The 20,515-nt window shown below is 44.3% G+C and carries 23 protein-coding genes; 18 read left to right on the top strand and 5 right to left on the bottom strand.

Annotation, left to right across the window (positions count from 1 at the left end; all coding sequences use genetic code 11):
- Positions 1–42 precede the first annotated feature (42 nt).
- The 3 genes from MKX38_RS14840 (at position 43) to MKX38_RS14830 (ending at position 1,817) form a co-directional block, all read left to right on the top strand.
- The gene (locus MKX38_RS14840) at positions 43–177 is read left to right on the top strand and encodes a hypothetical protein (RefSeq protein ID WP_004399018.1); all 135 of its coding nucleotides are present in this window, start codon (positions 43–45) and stop codon (positions 175–177) included.
- A gap of 126 nt (positions 178–303) precedes the next feature.
- Positions 304–1,071, top strand: a complete 768-nt coding sequence (locus MKX38_RS14835; protein WP_004398521.1) for an SDR family oxidoreductase — start codon at positions 304–306, stop codon at positions 1,069–1,071.
- Positions 1,072–1,133: 62 nt separating this feature from the next.
- A complete protein-coding gene (locus tag MKX38_RS14830) occupies positions 1,134–1,817 on the top strand; it encodes a metal-dependent hydrolase (protein WP_069322815.1) in 684 nt (227 codons plus the stop codon).
- A gap of 50 nt (positions 1,818–1,867) precedes the next feature.
- Here the strand turns inward: MKX38_RS14830 and ytlI are convergent, their stop codons facing one another.
- On the bottom strand, positions 1,868–2,794 hold the full coding sequence (gene ytlI / locus MKX38_RS14825) for a LysR family transcriptional regulator YtlI (protein ID WP_041851091.1): 927 nt from the start codon (positions 2,792–2,794) through the stop codon (positions 1,868–1,870).
- Positions 2,795–2,946: 152 nt separating this feature from the next.
- On the opposite strand from ytlI, the gene snaA reads away from it, so the two are divergent.
- The 13 genes from snaA (at position 2,947) to MKX38_RS14760 (ending at position 14,431) form a co-directional block, all read left to right on the top strand.
- Entirely contained in the window at positions 2,947–3,483 is a 537-nt protein-coding gene (gene snaA / locus MKX38_RS14820; protein WP_339187587.1) for an N-acetyltransferase SnaA, read from the top strand.
- Between the two features lie 13 nt (positions 3,484–3,496).
- Positions 3,497–4,306 (top strand): sulfur-containing amino acid ABC transporter substrate-binding protein TcyJ, encoded by an 810-nt coding sequence (gene tcyJ, locus MKX38_RS14815; RefSeq protein ID WP_015251465.1) that lies wholly within the window; start codon positions 3,497–3,499, stop codon positions 4,304–4,306.
- 13 nt (positions 4,307–4,319) lie between these two features.
- Positions 4,320–5,132 (top strand): sulfur-containing amino acid ABC transporter substrate-binding protein TcyK, encoded by an 813-nt coding sequence (gene tcyK / locus MKX38_RS14810; RefSeq protein ID WP_069322814.1) that lies wholly within the window; start codon positions 4,320–4,322, stop codon positions 5,130–5,132.
- A gap of 21 nt (positions 5,133–5,153) precedes the next feature.
- Positions 5,154–5,873 (top strand): sulfur-containing amino acid ABC transporter permease TcyL, encoded by a 720-nt coding sequence (gene tcyL / locus MKX38_RS14805; protein ID WP_004399112.1) that lies wholly within the window; start codon positions 5,154–5,156, stop codon positions 5,871–5,873.
- Positions 5,874–5,902: 29 nt separating this feature from the next.
- Complete coding sequence (gene tcyM / locus MKX38_RS14800; RefSeq protein WP_017695743.1) at positions 5,903–6,610, top strand: sulfur-containing amino acid ABC transporter permease TcyM; 708 nt, start codon at positions 5,903–5,905, stop codon at positions 6,608–6,610.
- On the top strand, positions 6,607–7,386 hold the full coding sequence (gene tcyN, locus MKX38_RS14795) for a sulfur-containing amino-acid ABC transporter ATP-binding protein TcyN (RefSeq protein WP_004398701.1): 780 nt from the start codon (positions 6,607–6,609) through the stop codon (positions 7,384–7,386). Before tcyM ends, tcyN begins: the two co-directional genes overlap by 4 nt.
- The gene (locus tag MKX38_RS14790; RefSeq protein WP_004398798.1) at positions 7,383–8,387 is read left to right on the top strand and encodes an LLM class flavin-dependent oxidoreductase; all 1,005 of its coding nucleotides are present in this window, start codon (positions 7,383–7,385) and stop codon (positions 8,385–8,387) included. Before tcyN ends, MKX38_RS14790 begins: the two co-directional genes overlap by 4 nt.
- A gap of 14 nt (positions 8,388–8,401) precedes the next feature.
- Positions 8,402–8,683 (top strand): glutaredoxin family protein, encoded by a 282-nt coding sequence (locus tag MKX38_RS14785; protein WP_004399148.1) that lies wholly within the window; start codon positions 8,402–8,404, stop codon positions 8,681–8,683.
- Entirely contained in the window at positions 8,680–10,008 is a 1,329-nt protein-coding gene (locus MKX38_RS14780; protein ID WP_004398733.1) for an LLM class flavin-dependent oxidoreductase, read from the top strand. The genes MKX38_RS14785 and MKX38_RS14780 overlap by 4 nt, the downstream gene beginning before the upstream one ends.
- A 46-nt stretch (positions 10,009–10,054) precedes the next feature.
- On the top strand, positions 10,055–10,747 hold the full coding sequence (gene ribR, locus MKX38_RS14775) for an RNA-binding riboflavin kinase RibR (RefSeq protein ID WP_003229393.1): 693 nt from the start codon (positions 10,055–10,057) through the stop codon (positions 10,745–10,747).
- A gap of 17 nt (positions 10,748–10,764) precedes the next feature.
- On the top strand, positions 10,765–12,015 hold the full coding sequence (gene sndA, locus MKX38_RS14770; RefSeq protein WP_033884132.1) for an S-alkyl-N-acetyl-metabolite deacetylase SndA: 1,251 nt from the start codon (positions 10,765–10,767) through the stop codon (positions 12,013–12,015).
- Between the two features lie 18 nt (positions 12,016–12,033).
- Entirely contained in the window at positions 12,034–12,936 is a 903-nt protein-coding gene (locus MKX38_RS14765; RefSeq protein WP_033884130.1) for a sulfite exporter TauE/SafE family protein, read from the top strand.
- Positions 12,937–13,111: 175 nt separating this feature from the next.
- A complete protein-coding gene (locus MKX38_RS14760) occupies positions 13,112–14,431 on the top strand; it encodes a CBS domain-containing protein (protein ID WP_004398641.1) in 1,320 nt (439 codons plus the stop codon).
- 18 nt (positions 14,432–14,449) lie between these two features.
- Here the strand turns inward: MKX38_RS14760 and MKX38_RS14755 are convergent, their stop codons facing one another.
- A complete protein-coding gene (locus tag MKX38_RS14755; protein ID WP_003229401.1) occupies positions 14,450–14,752 on the bottom strand; it encodes a YtpI family protein in 303 nt (100 codons plus the stop codon).
- Positions 14,753–14,882: 130 nt separating this feature from the next.
- On the opposite strand from MKX38_RS14755, the gene nrnA reads away from it, so the two are divergent.
- Positions 14,883–15,824: a bifunctional oligoribonuclease/PAP phosphatase NrnA gene (gene nrnA / locus MKX38_RS14750; RefSeq protein WP_004398971.1), complete on the top strand. Its 942-nt coding sequence runs from the start codon at positions 14,883–14,885 to the stop codon at positions 15,822–15,824.
- Between the two features lie 17 nt (positions 15,825–15,841).
- On the opposite strand, the gene MKX38_RS14745 is transcribed toward nrnA, so the two are convergent.
- From MKX38_RS14745 to ytrH, 3 genes are all read right to left on the bottom strand, one after another.
- Positions 15,842–16,033 carry a hypothetical protein gene (locus tag MKX38_RS14745; RefSeq protein ID WP_003229407.1) on the bottom strand — a complete coding sequence of 64 codons (192 nt, stop codon included), beginning with the start codon at positions 16,031–16,033 and terminating at the stop codon, positions 15,842–15,844.
- A gap of 101 nt (positions 16,034–16,134) precedes the next feature.
- Positions 16,135–16,638 carry a sporulation membrane protein YtrI gene (ytrI, locus tag MKX38_RS14740; protein ID WP_003229408.1) on the bottom strand — a complete coding sequence of 168 codons (504 nt, stop codon included), beginning with the start codon at positions 16,636–16,638 and terminating at the stop codon, positions 16,135–16,137.
- The gene (gene ytrH, locus MKX38_RS14735; protein WP_003229410.1) at positions 16,635–16,976 is read right to left on the bottom strand and encodes a sporulation membrane protein YtrH; all 342 of its coding nucleotides are present in this window, start codon (positions 16,974–16,976) and stop codon (positions 16,635–16,637) included. Before ytrH ends, ytrI begins: the two co-directional genes overlap by 4 nt.
- A gap of 139 nt (positions 16,977–17,115) precedes the next feature.
- Between ytrH and dnaE the strand changes: the two genes are divergently transcribed.
- Positions 17,116–20,463 (top strand): DNA polymerase III subunit alpha, encoded by a 3,348-nt coding sequence (dnaE, locus tag MKX38_RS14730; protein WP_101172343.1) that lies wholly within the window; start codon positions 17,116–17,118, stop codon positions 20,461–20,463.
- Positions 20,464–20,515: the final 52 nt, after the last annotated feature.

The following is a 20,515-nucleotide window of genomic DNA, read 5'->3' as shown; positions in this document are numbered from 1 at the left end:
CGTCATTATAGCCAACCTACCTCTATAATGATGGGAGGCAGAATGATGAAAAAAGAACCGGAACGCTATATTTATGATGAACAAGAAAGCCAGGAGACAACAAGGCTCATTTCAGAAGCGTATCAAAGCGGTTATGTCGATATGCCCGATCAGGAGTCTTCATCTCCTGCAGAATAAGCTGTCTGTACAGGCAGCTTTTTTTGTATGCCAAAGTGTAAAAAGTGATATTGCAAGCCTTTTATAGTAAAGTAGAAGAAGAAACACTTTATTGAAAGCGGCGACGTTGCTTTGGGAGGTATTCATGTGCGACATGCTTTAATTACTGCCGGTTCGAAGGGTTTAGGCCGCAAAGTGACTGAAACGTTGCTTGCAAAGGGGTATTCAGTAACAGTCAATTACAGACAGGATGAGGAGGCAGTCAGCCGCCTGAAGGAAGCCTGTCCCGATTGTCTTGACCGGCTGCAATTTGTAAAAGGTGATGTCACCAAAAAAGAAGATCTGCTGCGTATTGCAGAGGCTGCCTTAAACCGCTTCGGAAGGATCGACTTTTTGATTAACAACGCGGGACCATACATATTTGAACGTAAAAAGTTAGCCGATTATACTGATGATGAATGGTATGGCATGCTGGAAGGAAATTTAAGCGCCGTCTTTCATTTATTCAAAGCGGTTATTCCTATTATGAGAAAACAGCAATTTGGACGCATCATTACGTACGGATTCCAAGGTGCGGCTCACGCGCCCGGCTGGCTTCACCGATCGGCATTTGGCGCTGCGAAAGTGGGCTTGGCTTCTTTGACGAAGACAATTGCCATTGAAGAAGCCGAATTCGGCATAACCGCCAACATGGTTTGCCCGGGAGACATTGTCGGCGACATGAAAGAAGCATCGATAGAGGAAGCCAGAATGCGAATCGGCAAAGAAAAAACGCCGATAGGAAGATCCGGTACAGGCGAGGATATCGCCCGGATTATCGCTTTCTTGTGTGAGGAGAACTCAGACCTTGTGACAGGGACTGTCATTGAAGCCACTGGAGGCCTCAATGTCATTAACAAGAATCAAACAACATAAGTTTTTCAGCTTTTTAAAAAGGGAAAATAAAAAAATCAAAATCATGTGACGAGGTGAAAGAAATGAAAGTGACATATCACGGACATTCTGTAATCACAGTGGAAACGAAGGACCATCATATTATTTTTGATCCGTTTTTAACAGGGAATTCATTAACGGATATAAAGCCGGAGGATGTAAAAGCGGATGTCATCTTACTAACGCACGGCCACAATGACCATGTCGGTGATACTGAACAAATCGCCAAGCAAAATAACGCGTTGGTTATAGCCCCGAACGAGCTCGCTGTGTACTTAGGCTGGAAAGGCTTGAATGTTCATCCAATGCATATTGGCGGCTCCCGCAAGTTCGATTTTGGAAAAGTGAAGCTCACACAGGCCTTTCATGGATCAGCCATCACAGATGAAGAAAACAAAACGATCACTTACACAGGCATGCCTGCCGGTATTTTGCTGACTGTAGAAGATAAAACGATTTTCCACGCGGGCGATACGGCTCTTTTCTCTGATATGAAACTCATTGGCGAATTGAATCATATCGACCTTGCTTTCCTGCCGATTGGCGATAACTTTACGATGGGGCCTGAAGACGCCAAGCTTGCCGCTGAATGGCTGCGCGCAAAACAGGTCGTGCCGGTGCATTACAATACATTCCCGGTCATCGAACAAGACCCAGAAGCATTCGCTGACAGCCTGCCGGGCGGAGTCGGCAAAGTCATGTCGGTCGGTGAGACGATCGAGCTTTAAACCGTGAAACCATCTCCTGATGAATCAGGAGGTGGTTTTTATTTTTTCAGTTATCCTGTAATGGTCTTATCAGAGGTTCCTTCCAATTCTTTGCTGCGCTGCTGAAAACGTTTGGTTATCCGGGCGATCAAGTCCTTCGTGGCGCGGTCAAAATGAACTTCTTTTTGATTTGTCAACAGCCCTATGGGCGGGGTGATATCCAGGTTCAGAATTGGAATGACTTTAGTGCCGTTGAACGGTTTAGAATGTGCGGTGCTGGTAAAGATTGAAATTCCGATGTTTTCACGTACGTAATATTCATGTGACATGCTGCTTGTGAGCTCCATTTTTTTGTAGCGATTCCCGAGTTCTCTATGTAAATGCTGTTCAATTTGTAAGCGAATGGGGCAATTGGCGGGCGTAAATATGAAGCGCTCTTCTGCTAAATCAGACAAATGGACAGCCTTCTTCTCAGCGAGCGGATGTTGATCAGATACAATCACATTTAATGTGTCATAAAAAAATGGATGGTAGTAATTTTCAAGAATCAGCTCCGGCTCGCCGCAGACTGCAAAATCAATCGTCCCGTCTAAGAGCTTTTGACTGCAGGTATTGGCGTCATCAACCTTGATATTAACTGTTATCTTTGGGTAATCCTTTAAGAAATCCTTTAAAATCTCGGGGAATATCAGACTGGCGGTTGGCTCTGAAACCCCTATGTTGATAATGCCTGCCTCTTCTTCCTTTAAGTCGGAGAGGTTGTGTTTAAGCGCCTCGTATTGCATCAAAAGATCTCCTGTTCGTTCATAAAAAAGCTTCCCTGCTTTTGTCAACTGCAGGCTTTTTCCTCTTTCAAACAGCAGTACGCCTAAATCCTGCTCCAATTGCTTCATACGCATCGATATCGTCGGCTGCGAGTAGTTGAGTATTTCTGCAGCTTTATAGAAGCTTCCAAATTTTACAATCGTATGAAACGTTTTGATTGAGCGTAACTCCAATGTGCTCCCTCCTGTTTTTCATCATTAAAATTACTGAAGTGAAGGTTTACTTTTTTTGATTAGTCAAAGATCAGAGTATGCTTTATAGTATAAACAATAAAAGCTTAGTAAACAAATAGGAATTATATATTTTATGAAGAGGAGTGACAAAAATGAGTGAGGACATTTTTCGACTGGCAACTGTTGAAGATGCATCGGAGCTGTTGAAACTGGTTAACAGCGCATTTCAGCCCATTCGGCAGCTGGATATTGATTGGCCATCCACGAGAGCTGATATCCAAATGGTATCAGAAAATATTGAACATCATTCAGCGATTGTGCTGGAGCGGGATGGGAAGCTGATTTCAACGATTACAATCAGGTTCCCGTGGGAGAGTGAGACGCCTCCTTCAAAATATCCGTTTGTATGGTGGTTTGCGACACTGTCGGAATATAAAGGGCAAGGCGCCGGAAGTAAGCTGCTTACGTATGTTGAAGAAAAAGTGCTTCGAGATATGCTGAAGGCTCCTGCGCTGACACTCGGCACATCGGCGCGCAAGCATCCTTGGCTTGCTGACATGTACAGAAGGAGAGGGTATGAAGTGTATTTTGAGCAGGAAAAAGACGGGGACATAGGTGTGATGATGCACAAGGTTCTGATTCCGGAACGATTTAACCCAACGCTTTTAGGTGCGCCCAGCTGGGCATGATGTGAGGCAGCCTATGAATAAGCGTAAAGGATTGGTTTTGCTGCTGTCAGTGTTTGCATTACTTGGCGGGGGATGTTCGCAAACAAATAACAAAACAGATCGTCAGGCTCAAACGGTCATAGTCGGCACTGGAACAGATTTTCCGAATATTGCGTTTTTAAATGAAAAAGGCGATTTGACCGGGTATGACATTGAAGTGATGAAAGCCATCGATAAGGAGTTGCCTCAATATACATTTGAATTTAAAACGATGGATTTCTCAAATTTGCTGACGAGTCTCGGAAATAAAAAAATTGATGTGATTGCTCACAATATGGCCAAAAATAAAGAACGAGAAAAGCGTTTTTTGTATCATAAAGTCCCATATAACTACTCGCCGATGTACATCACGGTGAAAGAGGATAATCACAAGATTCATACATTAAAAGACTTGCACGGAAAAACAGTCATAGTTGGCGCCACGTCAAATGCGGCAGATTATATTACAAAGTACAACAAAACGCACGGCAGCCCGATTCATTTGAAATATGCGGGACAGGGAAGCAATGACACCGCCAATCAAATTGAAACCGGGCGCGCAGATGCAACGATAGCTACACCGTTTGCCGTCGATTTTCAGAATAAAACGCACGCCTTCCGCCAAAAGACAGTCGGTGACGTGTTATTAGATACCGAGGTGTACTTTATGTTTAATAAAGGCAGCCAAACCTTGGCGGATGACACGGATCAAGCGATTAAAAAGCTGGAGAAAAACGGAACGCTAAAAAAACTAAGCCGAAAATGGCTCGGGGCAGATTATTCAAAATCAAGTTTTGAAAAATAAATGGGGCGATGAGATGAAAACGAAAACAGCATTCATGGCAATATTATTTTCGCTTATAACAGTTCTGTCAGCTTGCGGTGCAGGCAGTCAAACGACGGGAGCCGGGCAAAAGAAGGTACAGACGATCACGGTCGGAACTGGAACCCAATTTCCGAATATTTGCTTTATCGATGAAAAAGGCGATTTAACCGGTTATGATGTCGAACTGATCAAAGAGCTTGATAAGCGCCTGCCACATTATAAATTCACATTTAAAACGATGGAATTTTCCAACCTGCTTGTCAGCCTCGGACAGCATAAAGTCGATATCGTGGCACATCAAATGGAGAAAAGCAAAGAGCGTGAGAAAAAATTTCTGTTTAACAAGGTTGCTTACAACCATTTTCCTTTAAAAATTACTGTGCTTCAAAATAACGATACGATCCGTGGAATTGAAGACTTAAAAGGAAAACGGGTGATTACGAGTGCAACCTCCAACGGAGCGCTTGTACTGAAAAAATGGAATGAGGATAATGGACGGCCGTTTGAGATTGCCTATGAGGGCCAAGGCGCAAATGAGACTGCGAATCAGCTGAAATCGGGGCGTGCGGACGCAACGATCTCAACGCCTTTTGCAGTAGACTTTCAAAACAAGACGAGCGCTATTAAAGAAAAAACCGTCGGTGATGTGCTTTCGAATGCCAAAGTGTATTTTATGTTTAACAAAAATGAACAAACGTTAAGTGACGATATTGATAAAGCCTTACAGGAAATCATTGATGACGGAACGTTGAAAAGGCTCAGTTTGATATGGCTTGGTGACGACTATTCCAAAGAGCAGTATTAGGTAAAAAGAGAGGGAGCAGTGATGGAAAAAGCGTTTGATATGAACATGATTGGAGATTTTGTGCCGACGTTAACCGCTTATTTACCGGTTACATTATACATTTTAACACTGTCCTTGCTTTTCGGTTTTGTATTAGGACTCTTTCTGGCACTGCCCCGCATCTACAATATTCCAATTGTAAATCAATTGGCAAAAGTGTATATCTCGTTTTTCAGGGGAACGCCTATCATGGTGCAGCTTTTCATCGTGTTTTACGGGATCCCGGCGCTTACGGGGCTTATCGGGATTGATACATCAAAAATGGACCCGTTTTATGCTGCTGTCGCAACCTACGCGTTAAGCAATGCAGCGGCAGCCGCAGAAATCATTCGAGCGGGGGTGGGCAGTGTAGATAAAGGCCAAACGGAAGCGGCGTACAGTATTGGCTTAAGCGGTAGTCAGGCCTTCAGGCGAATCGTTCTGCCCCAGGCACTTGTCCAGGCGTTTCCGAATATGGGAAACATGGTGATCAGTTCTTTAAAAGATACGTCTCTAGCCTTTTCAATAGGTGTTATGGATATGTCCGGAAGGGGCCAAACACTGATTACCTCAAGCAACCATTCTCTTGAAGTTTACATTGCGCTATCGATTGTTTATTATGCTGTAGCGGTTTTATTCGAATGGTTCTTTCGAGTGGCAGAAAAACGAATCAAGAAGAATCAAACAAGGATTGTTACTGTTTTTGACATGAACATACATTGATATATTTCTTCGGATGAGGGGGGAGAAGATTGCAATTTGACTTTCCATTTATCGTTTCCGCCATGAAAGAAATGGTAAAGACCATTCCTCTGACATTGATGATGGCTGTTTTGCCGATTGTGTTTGGATTTCTCGTGGCTCTTGGAAATATAATTGTTAGAATTTTTAGAATTAAGGGCTTGGTGGCTTGCTCAAGGTTTTATGTGTCTTTCTTTCGAAGTACACCTGCAATTCTTCACATTATGTTGATTTATTTAGGGATACCGCCTGTTGCAGATCAAGTCAGCAGTTTTTTTCATCTCGGCTGGTCCGCTAATGAGATACCGGTCTCCATGTTTGTCATCATGGCCTTGTCTTTAACTGCCGGAGCTTATCTCACAGAAATCATCCGGTCGGGCATTCTGGCGATGGATACCGGACAGGTCGAAGCGGCTTATTCAATCGGCTTGACATACAGCCAAACCTTTCGGCGTGTAATATTGCCGCAGGCGCTGATGGTTTCCATCCCAAACTTCACAAATTTGGGTATCGGCTTTTTGCATACCACCTCTATCGCGGCTATAGTGGCTGTCCCAGAGATTACAGGGACGGCGACTATCGTTGCTTCTGATAATTATGCATTTTTAGAAGCGTTTATCGGAGCAGCGATTATCTATTGGGTGCTGACTCTAATCCTAGAATCCGCAAATGGAGTATTAGAGAGAAAGGCAGCCAGATTTCAAGGAGGCACTTTATGATTGAGATTAAAAATATCCATAAACAGTTTGGCATCCACCATGTATTAAAAGGGATAAATCTCACGGTACGCAAGGGAGAAGTTGTGACGATTATCGGGCCGAGCGGATCAGGGAAAACCACCTTTTTACGGTGCCTGAATTTATTAGAACGTCCAGACGAAGGGATCATTTCTATACATGACAAAGTGATTAATTGCCGCTTTCCGTCCAAAAAAGAGGTTCACTGGCTCAGAAAACAGACGGCAATGGTATTTCAGCAATACCACCTGTTTGCTCACAAAACGGTGATTGAAAATGTCATGGAGGGCTTGACGATTGCCCGGAAAATGAGAAAACAAGACGCGTATGCCGTAGCGGAAAATGAACTGAGAAAGGTCGGGCTTCAAGATAAATTGAACGCTTATCCGAGTCAGTTATCGGGAGGACAAAAGCAGAGGGTAGGGATAGCAAGGGCGCTTGCCATTCATCCTGATGTGCTGCTGTTCGATGAGCCGACGGCAGCGCTTGACCCGGAGCTGGTCGGTGAAGTGCTTGAGGTAATGCTGGAAATCGTGAAAACCGGAGCCACCATGATTGTTGTTACACATGAAATGGAGTTTGCAAGAAGGGTCTCTGATCAAGTTGTTTTTATGGATGAAGGAGTCATTGTTGAACAAGGAACCCCGGAGGAAGTCTTCCGCCATACCAAAAAAGACAGAACGAGGCAGTTTCTCCGCCGTGTTTCGCCGGAATATTTATTTGAACCAAAAGAACACATAAAGGAGCCGGTGATATGATCCGCTTAAGTATTTTAGACCAAAGCTTGATTGGTGAAGGGGAGACAGCAGCTGATACATTACAGCATACAGTGAAATTGGCACAAATGGCTGAAGAATGTGGATATCACCGATTTTGGGTGGCCGAACATCACAACAATGATGAGATTGCAGGGTCTGCACCCGAGGTTCTTTTAGGCTATCTTGCTGCAAGCACAAGAAAAATTCGTTTAGCATCAGGCGGAGTGATGCTGCAGCATTACAGCTCTTATAAAGTAGCGGAGCAATTCCATCTTCTATCAGCGTTAGCTCCCGGCCGTATAGATCTTGGAGTGGGCAAAGCGCCCGGCGGGTTTCAGCTGTCCACAGACGCGCTGCAGGCCGAATATAAAAAACCGGTGCGTCAGTTTGATGAAAAACTGGAGGAGCTTACTCATTTCGTTCGGGATGATTTTCCTGATACCCACCGCTATGCCGCATTGCGTCCTAGGCCGCAGGTTGATCGGAAGCCGGGTATTTTTCTATTGGGAGGAAGCACAGAGAGTGCCATTTCTGCTGCAAAACTGGGAATCTCTTTTGTCTTTGCTTACTTTATTAACGGTGAAGAGGAAGTGCTGAAGGAAGCCCGCCGAGCATTTGACGCGCATCTCCCGCCAGGATCTGAGGCTGAATTTCATCTTGCCCCCGCTGTTTTTGCGGCACATACAAAAGAAGAAGCGGAAAAACATATTGTGTCGCGTGAATCGATAAAAGTGGTTTTGAAAGACGGGCGTAAGGTCAACGTCGGTTCCCGCGAACAGGCTGAGGCCTATCTGGAAAACGTCACAGAGCCCTATGACATCATCGTGCAAAAAACCGGGATTATTGCCGGAACAAAGGAAGAAGTGGCAGAAGAATTAACACGTTTATCAGGCACATACAAAATCAATGATTTTGTTATTTTTACACCTATCAAAAATGCTGTAGAAAAACAGCTGTCTTATCAGCTGCTGAGCGATGCAGTTTTAGCTGCAAAACGTTAAGGAGGGACAGAAGAATGAGTGATGTTGTGAACATTGTGGTTTGGAGTAAAAAAGGCTGTTCGTATTGTGAGGAAGTCAAGAATTATTTGAATGAAAAAGGGTTCCCGTTCCAAAATATCGATGTTTCAGAGAAAGAAAAGCTTCGGGATATTTTACAGGTGAAATATGGGGTGCGCCATGTGCCTGTGGTCGAAATCGGGCGCGGCAATCAGTATCAAGGGATAACTGAAATCGGCATTGAACACCTTGATCTTGCACTTGCGAATCATGCACAGATAAAGGAGGCAAAAAGATGACACGTGCAGATTTTATTCAGTTTGGAGCCATGATTCACGGTGTCGGGGGAACAACTGACGGCTGGCGTCATCCCGATGTTGATCCCTCGGCCAGCACGAATATTGAATTTTACATGAAAAAGGCGCAAACAGCTGAAAAAGGTTTGTTTAGTTTTATTTTCATTGCAGACGGCTTATTTATTTCTGAAAAATCGATTCCTCATTTTTTAAACCGTTTTGAACCGATCACCATTTTATCTGCGCTGGCATCGGTTACCAAAAATATTGGTTTAGTAGGGACGTTCTCTACATCTTTTACTGAGCCATTCACTATCTCCAGACAATTGATGTCGCTGGACCATATCAGCGGGGGCAGGGCCGGCTGGAATCTGGTTACTTCGCCGCAGGAAGGAGCGGCGCGCAACCATAGTAAGTCTAATTTGCCAGAACACACTGAACGTTACGAGATCGCACAAGAGCATTTGGATGTTGTGCGCGGGCTGTGGAATTCCTGGGAGCATGACGCATTTATACACAATAAGAAAACAGGGCAGTTTTTCGATCAGGCGAAGCTTCATCGCCTGAATCATAAAGGAAAGTATTTTCAAGTAGAGGGGCCCTTGAATATCGGGCGCTCTAAGCAGGGAGAGCCTGTAGTGTTTCAAGCGGGTTCATCAGAAACAGGCCGGCAGTTTGCTGCTAAAAATGCGGATGCGATTTTTACCCATTCCAATTCATTAGAAGAGACAAAAGCGTTTTATGCGGATGTGAAAAGCCGAGCTGCTGATGAAGGGCGTGATCCTTCAAGTGTGCGGATTTTTCCAGGGATCAGCCCGATTGTGGCAGATACGGAAGAAGAGGCGGAAAAGAAGTATCGTGAATTTGCAGAATTGATACCGATTGAAAATGCTGTTACTTATTTGGCCCGTTTTTTTGATGATTATGATCTGAGTGTTTACCCGTTGGATGAGCCATTTCCCGATATTGGCGATGTGGGAAAGAATGCGTTTCAAAGCACAACAGACCGGATTAAGAGAGAAGCAAAAGCCAGAAATCTGACATTGCGGGAGGTAGCACAGGAAATGGCTTTTCCACGGACTCTATTCATCGGAACACCAGAGCGTGTCGCATCCTTAATTGAAACTTGGTTCAACGCTGAGGCGGCGGATGGGTTTATCGTTGGGTCGGATATACCGGGAACACTTGATGCTTTTGTAGAAAAGGTGATTCCGATTCTTCAAGAAAGAGGGCTTTATCGTCAAGATTATCGCGGCGGGACATTGCGGGAAAATCTCGGTCTTGGCATTCCGCAGCATCAATCCGTTTTACATTCATCACATCATTAGGTTTCGTCTGATCGAATGCGGAAGCTGAGAGAGGAGGCTGACTTTTTTGACGATCATTGCCGGTACGGTTGTGAAAGGAAAACAATTAGGCAGAAAGCTTGGATTCCCCACGGCAAATGTAGATGCAAAAATACATGGGCTGCGTAATGGAGTTTATGGGGTTCTGGCGACAGTCAATCATCAATTTCATTTAGGGGTTATGAATATCGGTGTGAAACCGACGGTGGGCTCTAACCTTGAAAAGACATTGGAGATTTTTTTGTTTGACTTTCATAGAGACATTTATGGAGAAAAAATCGAATGCAGCATTCTCTTTAAAATTAGAGAAGAAAGAAGGTTTGATTCTTTGGAGTCTTTAACAAAGCAAATTAAAAAGGATATTTCGTGCGTTGCAAAACGCTTTGAGCTGATTGGGATTATGGCACCAAACAAAAAAGAAAGCCTTCTTTCCCATCAGGAGTTAAATCTTCCGGATCTCTGCTTTTACAAGAAATGTAACAACCTATATGGCGTCAACCGAGGCGTATACAATGTCATTGATAACTGGTTTTTTGAGTACGGAATTACACAAGTAGCTTACAGGCGCATTTATATTTTATCTTTTTTAAGCTTTTTGAAAGAGGATAATCCGAAAGTTTCCAGCAAGTATATAAGATTTGGGGCGGGTGGTCTTGCTGATAAATTGAACCGATTTATTTCATCTTATGTTGAAGAGTCTGAAGAAAATATATTGGGATAGGGAAAGGAGCGGAACATATGTCTTTGGATTATTGGAGAAATATAGAAGGCTCCTATCCATATCAGACTACAGGAAATGACATCCTGAAGTTGAAAGGGGAGTATAATCCCGTAAATCTCTCAACGCTAGAAAAGCAGCTCATCGGCATTCGCCGGCACCTGCACCAATATCCTGAACTGTCAAAAGAAGAATTTGAAACAACTGCTTTTATAAAAAAATGCCTTAAAGAAAAGGGGATACAGATTCGCCCTACTGCTCTAAAAACGGGTGTGTTCGCAGACATAGCAGGGGAGTCAGAAGGTCCGGCGATTGCTTTGAGGGCTGATATTGACGCCTTGCCAATTGAAGAAAAAACAGGATTGCCTTATGCGTCTAAACATAAAGGGATCATGCATGCGTGCGGTCATGATTTTCATACGGCAGCGCTTCTTGGTGCGGCCTTTTTATTGAAGGAAAATCAAGACAGTCTGAAAGGAAAGGTTCGTTTATTATTTCAGCCGGCAGAGGAAGCGGGTGCAGGCGCTGCAAAAGTGATAGAGGACGGCCAACTGGATGGCATTGATGCGGTTATTGGACTTCACAATAAACCGGATATCGCGGTTGGGACTGTAGGGTTAAAAACAGGCCCGCTTATGGCTGCTGTTGACCGATTTAAAGTAGAGATAGAAGGGAAAGGAGCTCATGCAGCATTGCCGCATAATGGTTTTGATCCAATTGTCGGCGCCTCTCAGCTTATCGTCGCCCTGCAAACGATTGTAAGCAGAAATGTAAACCCGCTGCAAAGCGCGATTTTAACCGTAGGGAAAATCAACGGCGGCAGCACTTGGAATGTCATTCCGGATACAGTTGTCATTGAGGGCACTGTTCGTACATTTGATTCAGAGGTTCGTAATCAAGTGAAACAGCGTTTTTTGGCAGTCACAGAACAGATTTCTGCCGCTTTCTCGTTAAAGGCAAATGTGAAGTGGCATTCCGGACCGCCGCCGCTTTGTAATGATGAGGCAATAACGGGGCTGGTGCGAGACGCTGCGCATAAAGCGAAACTTCAAGTCATTGATCCCGACCCATCAACCGCGGGGGAAGATTTTGCTTATTATCTTGAGCATATTCCGGGATCCTTTGCGTTTTTTGGAACAGACGGTGATCATGATTGGCACCACCCTGCATTTACAATTGATGAAACTGCCATTATCAAAGCCTCTTATTTTTTATATGAAAGCGCCAAGAGATTGTTAGATTTGAATGAAGAGTCAAAAATATCTGATTGATATAGATGGGGTGTTCTGATGAAGAAATTAATCGTTTTTGCATTTATTGGTTTATTGTCGCAGTTAATAGACGGTTCGTTAGGTATGGCTTATGGGGTTACCTCAACTTCTTTGTTATTGGCGTTTGGCATCACACCTGCTGTGGCTTCGGCTTCTGTCCATTTAGCGGAAGTCGTAACGACTGCCGCATCGGGAGTGTCGCATATTAAATTTGGCAATGTTGACAAACAAACCGTTTATCAGCTTGTCATTCCCGGCTCTATAGGCGCTTTTTTAGGCGCGGCATTCCTTAGCCAATTACCTGGAGATGTGGCGAAACCCTATATTTCTTTGTTTTTGCTCCTTCTGGGCGGATATGTATTGATCAGGTTTTTATTTCAATATAAGCCGGCTCTTGAGAAGAAGCATGTGCCGTTAAACCGAAAACAATCCATCCCATTGGGCGTGATCGCTGGTTTTGCAGATGCCACAGGTGGAGGCGGCTGGGGACCGGTGACCACGCCGATTTTATTATCCCGCAAAGGCTTGAGCCCGAGGAAAGTTGTCGGGACTGTAGACACAAGTGAATTTGCCATCGCGGTATCTGCAACTGCCGGTTTTCTTATTTCATTAGGATGGGAGGACGTCAATTGGTTATGGGTGTTTTCACTAATGGCCGGCGGAATTATCGCTGCCCCTATCGCAGCATGGCTGGTGCAGAAGTTTCATCCGCAATTGATGGGTGTGCTTGTAGGAGGGTTTATTATTCTGGTAAATGCCAGAACATTAATAAATGAATGGATCGCAAACACAGCTGTTTATCCATTGATCTATACGGTCATAGGGGCGATATGGCTATTCGCAGTTTTATTTGTTTTATCTAAAATAGGGAATCGAAATATTGTTAAGACAGCGGTTGATGTCCATTTAAAAGAAAAATAAAGGTTTTTCCGCTTTACGATGTAAAAGGAGCCACGGGGTCCTTGCGCTTGACTGGAACGAAATCAACGCTGTAAGAAGCCGGTCGGGCTTCTTTTTTATTTTCCAGCCTCATTGCGTATAAATCCTTTGAAACCTTATAATAAAAACAAGAAGACTGTCCTTAGAGGTGAAAGGCTTGGCAACGAAGCATGAACAAATTTTAACGTATATCGATTCACTGCCTGTCGGTGAAAAAATTTCTGTCCGAAGAATTGCAAAGGAAATGAAAGTAAGCGAAGGGACCGCGTACAGAGCGATCAAGGAAGCAGAGAATAAAGGGTTTGTCAGCACGATTGAACGTGTGGGCACAATCAGAATTGAACAAAAGAAAAAAGAGAACATTGAAAAGCTTACCTATGCAGAGGTTGTAAATGTTATAGACGGACAAGTGCTCGGAGGCAGGGCAGGGCTCCATAAGACATTGAATAAATTCGTCATCGGCGCGATGGAGCTTGACGCGATGATGCGTTACACCGCAGCGGGGAATCTTTTGATTGTCGGAAACAGAATCAATGCACACAGGCAGGCGCTTGAAGCGGGCGCGGCCGTATTGGTGACCGGAGGCTTTAACACGGATGACAGCATTGTGCAGCTGGCAGATGAGCTTGAACTGCCGATTTTATCCACGAGCTATGACACCTTTACAGTTGCCGCGATGATTAACCGGGCAATTTATGACCAGCTGATCAAAAAAGAAATTGTTTTGGTGGAGGACATCCTAACACCTGCTGACCGCACGGTATATCTTTCGCCTAAGGATAAACTTGAAAAATGGTATGAGAAAAATTTTGAAACGGGGCACGGCCGCTTTCCGGTTGTCGACGATCAAATGAAAATCCATGGCATTCTGACATCAAAAGATATTGCTGGCCATGACCGAAATGCATCTATAGAAAAAGTCATGACCAAAAATCCCGTCACGGTTATTGGGAAAACATCTGTCGCTTCAGCTGCGCAAATGATGGTATGGGAAGGGATCGAAGTGCTTCCCGTCACTGACGGCCACCAAAAACTCATCGGCATGATCAGCCGCCAAGACGTATTAAAAGCTCTTCAAATGATTCAAAAGCAGCCGCAGGTCGGGGAGAAGCTTGATGATATCGTTTCAAGGGGGTTTAAAGATGAGGGTGATGATAAAGAAGATCAAACGGTTTACGAGTATGAAGTCACGCCGCAAATGACAAATCAGCTTGGAACCATTTCTTATGGCGTATTTACGACCATTTTGACGCAAGCGGCAAACCGATTTTTGCGCTCGAAAAAACGCGGCGAACTCGTCATAGAGAGCATCACCATCTTCTTTTTGAAGCCTGTGCAGATGGAATCAGTCATCGAAGTCAAACCTCGCATCTTGGAGGCTGGCAGAAAGTTTGGGAAAATGGAAGTGGAAGTGCACAGCCAAGGTCATATCGTGTCTAAAGCGATGCTGATGGTTCAGCTGATGGAAAGAAGCTAAGGGACGTTCAGGCGCCCCTTACGCGTGATCTCTTTCAGCTTCTTTGGCGTGAAGGGGATTGTAATGCCTGAAGGCTTTATAACCTGCCCAAGCGCTTCCTGCTCCTATGACGATAAAGATACCGCCGATTACTAACGTTAATACTGAATGGAATAATATCATTTGGTTAAGCCCGTAGAACAGGACTAGTGACCCTAAGGCCATGCTTGATTTTGCTGAACATATTTCTTTTGCCAAAGATGGCTTTGCCCGTACGCCTTTTACTTTATAGTACACATAAAAGCAGGCTGAAAGCCCAATCAAAAAAACAAGAACCAGCATAAATGAAATCCTCCATCGTAAAAGTTTACAAACCCATTTTATACAAAAACGGGCTTGGTTTTGACGTTATTTTTCTTTTCCGTCGGCAGAGAATGTGATTTAATGAATAAAAACAATAAAGGAGTATCAAATGAAAACAGAATTGATCAGAACCATATCATTATATGACACGATTATCTTACATAGACATGTGCGTCCTGATCCGGATGCCTACGGATCACAGTGCGGGCTTACGGAAATCTTGCGTGAAACATATCCTGAAAAAAATATTTTTGCGGTCGGCACGCCTGAACCGTCCCTCTCTTTCTTATATTCCCTCGATGAGGTGGACAATGAAACATATGAAGGCGCACTTGTCATTGTCTGCGATACGGCAAATCAGGAAAGAATCGACGATCAGCGTTATCCTTCAGGCGCCAAACTAATGAAAATCGACCACCATCCGAACGAAGATCCATACGGTGACCTTCTCTGGGTCGATACAAGCGCCAGCTCAGTAAGTGAAATGATTTACGAGCTGTATTTAGAAGGAAAAGAGCACGGCTGGAAGCTGAATACGAAAGCGGCAGAGCTGATCTACGCCGGCATTGTTGGAGATACCGGACGCTTTTTATTTCCGAATACCACGGAAAAAACATTAAAATATGCAGGCGAGCTCATTCAGTATCCATTCTCTTCCTCAGAGTTATTTAATCAATTGTATGAAACAAAACTGAATGTGGTGAAGCTTAACGGCTTTATCTTTCAAAATGTGTCTTTGTCCGAAAACGGGGCTGCTTCTGTTTTCATCAAAAAGGATACGCTTGAAAAATTCGGCACAACGGCTTCTGAAGCGTCGCAGCTTGTCGGGACGCTTGGCAATATCTCAGGTATTCGCGCCTGGGTGTTTTTCGTAGAAGAAGACGATCAAATCAGAGTCAGATTCCGTTCGAAGGGGCCTGTCATTAACGGACTTGCCCGGAAATATAACGGCGGAGGGCATCCGTTAGCTTCAGGCGCCTCTATTTACAGCTGGGATGAAGCTGATCGGATTTTAGCTGATCTGGAAACATTATGTAAAGAACACGAGTAGAGGGGAGACCCTCTCTCTTAGTGTTCATCTGTGACGGGGATGAACCAGCAGCCGAAATCAGTAAGGTCCTCGTAGACTTGGAGATTGTGTGATTGAAGTTCTTTTTTGATGAGGGAAGCGAGTGAGTTTGTTTCGGCATATGCAGAAAAACCTTGTCTGAGACGGGCTGCTTGATCTTTTGCTAACTGACGGTCACTGTAAACCTCCATTTCCCTTCCTCCTTCCTTTCGCCATTAAGCCTCACATATAGTTTATAAAAAAGAATGGGAAAAAGCGACAGAAGTTTGGAGAATTTAAAAAAAATCCATAATTATGTGGCGAAAGATATTTCAAGTTCCACTGTCAGCCTCGTATAAATAATCAATTCTCTGACGGTTGCCTCGTATTTTTTTTCATTGATCATATAGACTTTATTTTCAATTGTCCGCTTCAAGAGATCCTTTGTTTGATAGACGCTCTCTATGTCTTTTGTAATCACCTCTGAAATATCATCCTTTACATGCTCCTCGAATTTCGTTTTATCCGGCTGTGATATTTTATATTTATCCCCATTCAGCAATTTGACGCTGACGCTTTGAATCAGCAGTTTTCTTTTATTATCTTCATTCAGTTTATGGAGATCTTCCTGATAGATCGAAATTTGATTGTTCAAGTCTTTTACATGCTCTTTTTGCTTTTCGATGAGGCTGACCTGCTCCTCTTGGAATGTTCCGTAGGTAAACAGGAAAAAGAACCAGCTAATTACGGCTCCGCACATCATTCCCGCGAAAAAACGCTGCCATCCCGGTTTTTTGTAATGCTGGGGGACCCTCATGAAGAAAGATGCTCCTGGGTCAGCCATGATATAATAAGCCAGCCGCTTTGCGCGCCTCCCATGGCCGAAATAATTAAAAGAAGCTGTTTAAAGATATCTCTCGTATTGCCTTCGAGTATGCCGCGTTCAAAGCTGTATACCGCATCAAAGGTGCCTCCGATAGCTGCGACAAGCGCCCATATTTTTAACCGGTTGGCAAGCTTTGTAATGGCTGTAAGCGGGGGTTCGCCTGCCAAGTATGCTCCGAGCCCCCCAATGAGTGCGCCCCCGATCAGCACCCCTAACGCAATGAAGTAGCTATTGATAAAATTCACCATAAATCCTGCTTCCTGATCCATCTTTATCACCTCACCTTTTATATCATATTGAGCTTTCAGGACAAGTATGATGATGAGTCAAAAAAGAACATTTGTTTCTTTTGGAAACCGGCCTTATAATGAGGGAAGAAATGAATCGTAATGAGAAAGAGGTGATAGCATGTCTTTTGTTCACCTGCAAGTGCATAGCGGGTATAGCCTGCTAAACAGCGCCGCGGCTGTGGAAGAGCTCGTCAGTGAAGCTGACAGGCTCGGATATGCGTCTTTGGCGCTGACAGATGATCATGTCATGTACGGAGCTATTCAATTTTATAAAGCTTGCAAGGCGAGAGGGATCAACCCAATAATCGGTTTGACGGCTTCTGTTTTTACAGATGACAGCGAGCTTGAAGCATACCCGCTCGTCCTGCTGGCAAAATCAAATACAGGCTATCAAAACCTGCTGAAAATCAGCAGCGTTCTGCAATCTAAATCAAAAGGCGGACTGAAGACGAAATGGCTTCACAGTTATCGAGAAGGGATTATCGCAATAACGCCCGGCGAAAAAGGATATATTGAAACGCTTCTTGAAGGAGGGCTGTTCGAACAGGCTGCTCAAGCCTCGCTGGAATTTCAGTCTATATTCGGAAAGGGAGCTTTTTATTTCTCCTATCAGCCTTTTAAAGGGAATCAAGTCTTGTCTGCGCAGATTCTAAAGCTATCAGAAGAAACGGGTATCCCTGTTACGGCCACAGGCGATGTGCATTACATAAGGAAGGAAGATAAGGCTGCCTACCTTTGTTTGAAAGCGATTAAAGCGGGGGAAAAACTGACGGATGCACCCGCTGAAGATTTGCCTGATCTCGATTTGAAACCACTCGAAGAAATGCAAAACATTTATCGAGAGCATCCCGAGGCACTGCAAGCTTCTGTAGAGATCGCGGAACAATGCCGGGTTGACGTCAGTCTCGGGCAGACCCGTCTACCGTCTTTTCCGACCCCAGACGGAACGTCCGCTGATGATTATTTAACGGATATCTGTATGGAGGGACTCCGCAGCCGTTTCGGCAAGCCTGATGAACGATACCTTCGCCGTCTTCAATATGAGCTTGATGTCATCAAGCGGATGAAGTTCAGCGATTACTTTCTGATCGTGTGGGATTTTATGAAGCACGCCCATGAAAAAGGGATTGTTACAGGACCGGGAAGAGGTTCTGCGGCGGGTTCTCTTGTGGCATATGTGCTGTATATCACAGATGTTGACCCGATTAAGCATCACCTTCTGTTTGAAAGATTTTTAAATCCCGAACGCGTCAGCATGCCGGATATTGATATTGACTTTCCCGATACTAGAAGGGATGAAGTCATTCAATATGTTCAGCAGAAATACGGTGCGATGCACGTCGCACAGATTATCACCTTTGGAACACTTGCGGCAAAGGCGGCGCTCCGGGACGTCGGCAGAGTATTCGGCGTCAGCCCGAAGGAGGCAGATCAGCTTGCAAAACTCATTCCTTCAAGACCGGGAATGACGCTGGATGAAGCGAGACAGCAGTCACCGCAGCTGGATAAGCGGCTTCGGGAGTCAAGCCTGCTTCAGCAAGTCTATTCAATTGCCCGGAAAATAGAAGGGCTGCCAAGGCATGCATCAACCCACGCAGCGGGCGTTGTCCTGAGTGAAGAACCGTTAACAGATGTTGTTCCGCTTCAAGAAGGGCATGAAGGGATCTATTTAACGCAATACGCGATGGACCATCTTGAAGACTTGGGCCTTTTAAAAATGGATTTCTTAGGTTTGAGGAATCTGACACTTATTGAATCCATCACTTCAATGATTGAAAAAGAAGAAAATATTAAAATAGATCTTTCAAGTATTTCCTACAGCGATGACAAAACGTTCTCCTTGCTGTCAAAAGGGGATACGACAGGCATTTTCCAGCTTGAATCTGCAGGGATGAGAAGCGTCTTGAAACGGCTGAAACCTTCGGGCCTAGAAGATATTGTGGCGGTCAATGCACTGTACCGGCCGGGTCCGATGGAAAATATTCCGTTATTTATCGACCGTAAACACGGCCGGGCGCCTGTTCACTATCCTCATGAAGATTTAAGGAGCATTTTGGAAGATACATATGGCGTCATTGTGTATCAGGAACAAATTATGATGATTGCTTCCCGTATGGCGGGGTTTTCTTTAGGCGAAGCGGACCTATTGAGAAGGGCGGTCAGCAAAAAGAAAAAAGAAATCCTGGACAGAGAGCGAAGCCATTTTGTTGAAGGGTGCTTAAAAAAGGAGTATTCTGTAGACACTGCAAATGAGGTCTACGATTTAATCGTCAAATTCGCAAACTATGGCTTTAACAGAAGCCATGCGGTGGCATACAGCATGATCGGGTGCCAGCTTGCGTATTTGAAAGCTCATTATCCGTTATATTTTATGTGCGGATTGCTGACAAGCGTCATTGGCAATGAGGATAAAATCTCTCAATATCTTTACGAAGCAAAGGGGAGCGGGATTCGTATCCTTCCTCCGTCAGTGAATAAAAGCAGTTTTCCGTTTACAGTTGAAAACGGATCTGTCAGATACAGCCTCCGCGCGATAAAAAGTGTAGGCGTCTCAGCAGTCAAAGATATATATAAAGCAAGAAAAGAGAAACCATTTGAAGATCTTTTCGATTTCTGCTTTCGCGTGCCGTCAAAAAGCGTAAATCGCAAAATGCTTGAAGCACTTATCTTTTCTGGTGCGATGGACGAATTCGGCCAAAACCGGGCCACGCTGCTCGCATCCATTGATGTTGCTTTGGAACATGCTGAGCTATTCGCCGCGGACGATGACCAAATGGGATTGTTTTTAGATGAATCGTTTTCAATTAAGCCGAAGTATGTGGAGACGGAGGAGCTTCCTCTGGTGGATTTACTTGCGTTTGAAAAGGAAACGCTTGGCATTTATTTTTCAAATCATCCCCTCTCCGCCTTCCGAAAACAGCTCACTGCGCAAGGAGCAGTCTCCATTCTGCAGGCTCAGCGGGCAGTCAAAAGGCAGCTTTCACTAGGCGTTCTGCTGTCGAAGATCAAAACGATTCGGACGAAAACAGGTCAAAACATGGCGTTTTTAACGCTCAGTGATGAAACCGGCGAGATGGAAGCCGTAGTCTTCCCTGAACAATTCAGACAGCTTTCTCCCGTTTTAAGAGAAGGCGCTCTTTTGTTCACTGCGGGGAAATGTGAAGTTAGACAAGATAAGATCCAATTCATCATGTCCCGGGCAGAGTTATTAGAAAATATGGATGCAGAAAAAGCGCCATCGGTTTATATAAAAATAGAAAGCAGTCAGCACAGCCAGGAGATCCTGGCAAAGATTAAGCGCATTTTGCTGGAGCATAAAGGGGAAACAGGCGTTTATCTCTATTATGAAAGGCAAAAACAGACGATTAAGCTACCTGAGTCGTTCCATATCAATGCAGATCACCAGGTGTTATATCGCTTAAAAGAGCTGTTGGGTCAAAAAAACGTCGTTTTAAAACAGTGGTAACGATTCGCTTTTTGTTATACAATTGGAGCAATTATGTGATCTTGTTTAAATA

The sequence above is a fragment of the Bacillus sp. FSL M8-0025 genome, assembly GCF_037975475.1.
Classification (GTDB): Bacteria; Bacillota; Bacilli; order Bacillales; family Bacillaceae; genus Bacillus; species Bacillus subtilis.
The sequence above is the reverse complement of the archived record's forward strand: the minus strand, read 5'-3'. Positions and strand labels throughout refer to the sequence as shown.

Coding starts and splice junctions, on each gene's coding strand:
- MKX38_RS14840 (WP_004399018.1), top strand. CDS start 43: ATGATGAAAAAAGAACCGGAACGCTATATTTATGATGAACAAGAAAGC.
- MKX38_RS14830 (WP_069322815.1), top strand. CDS start 1,134: ATGAAAGTGACATATCACGGACATTCTGTAATCACAGTGGAAACGAAG.
- snaA (WP_339187587.1), top strand. CDS start 2,947: ATGAGTGAGGACATTTTTCGACTGGCAACTGTTGAAGATGCATCGGAG.
- tcyJ (WP_015251465.1), top strand. CDS start 3,497: ATGAATAAGCGTAAAGGATTGGTTTTGCTGCTGTCAGTGTTTGCATTA.
- tcyK (WP_069322814.1), top strand. CDS start 4,320: ATGAAAACGAAAACAGCATTCATGGCAATATTATTTTCGCTTATAACA.
- tcyL (WP_004399112.1), top strand. CDS start 5,154: ATGGAAAAAGCGTTTGATATGAACATGATTGGAGATTTTGTGCCGACG.
- tcyN (WP_004398701.1), top strand. CDS start 6,607: ATGATTGAGATTAAAAATATCCATAAACAGTTTGGCATCCACCATGTA.
- MKX38_RS14790 (WP_004398798.1), top strand. CDS start 7,383: ATGATCCGCTTAAGTATTTTAGACCAAAGCTTGATTGGTGAAGGGGAG.
- MKX38_RS14785 (WP_004399148.1), top strand. CDS start 8,402: ATGAGTGATGTTGTGAACATTGTGGTTTGGAGTAAAAAAGGCTGTTCG.
- MKX38_RS14780 (WP_004398733.1), top strand. CDS start 8,680: ATGACACGTGCAGATTTTATTCAGTTTGGAGCCATGATTCACGGTGTC.
- sndA (WP_033884132.1), top strand. CDS start 10,765: ATGTCTTTGGATTATTGGAGAAATATAGAAGGCTCCTATCCATATCAG.
- MKX38_RS14765 (WP_033884130.1), top strand. CDS start 12,034: ATGAAGAAATTAATCGTTTTTGCATTTATTGGTTTATTGTCGCAGTTA.
- MKX38_RS14755 (WP_003229401.1), bottom strand. CDS start 14,752: ATGCTGGTTCTTGTTTTTTTGATTGGGCTTTCAGCCTGCTTTTATGTG.
- nrnA (WP_004398971.1), top strand. CDS start 14,883: ATGAAAACAGAATTGATCAGAACCATATCATTATATGACACGATTATC.
- MKX38_RS14745 (WP_003229407.1), bottom strand. CDS start 16,033: ATGGAGGTTTACAGTGACCGTCAGTTAGCAAAAGATCAAGCAGCCCGT.
- ytrI (WP_003229408.1), bottom strand. CDS start 16,638: ATGAGGGTCCCCCAGCATTACAAAAAACCGGGATGGCAGCGTTTTTTC.
- ytrH (WP_003229410.1), bottom strand. CDS start 16,976: ATGGATCAGGAAGCAGGATTTATGGTGAATTTTATCAATAGCTACTTC.
- dnaE (WP_101172343.1), top strand. CDS start 17,116: ATGTCTTTTGTTCACCTGCAAGTGCATAGCGGGTATAGCCTGCTAAAC.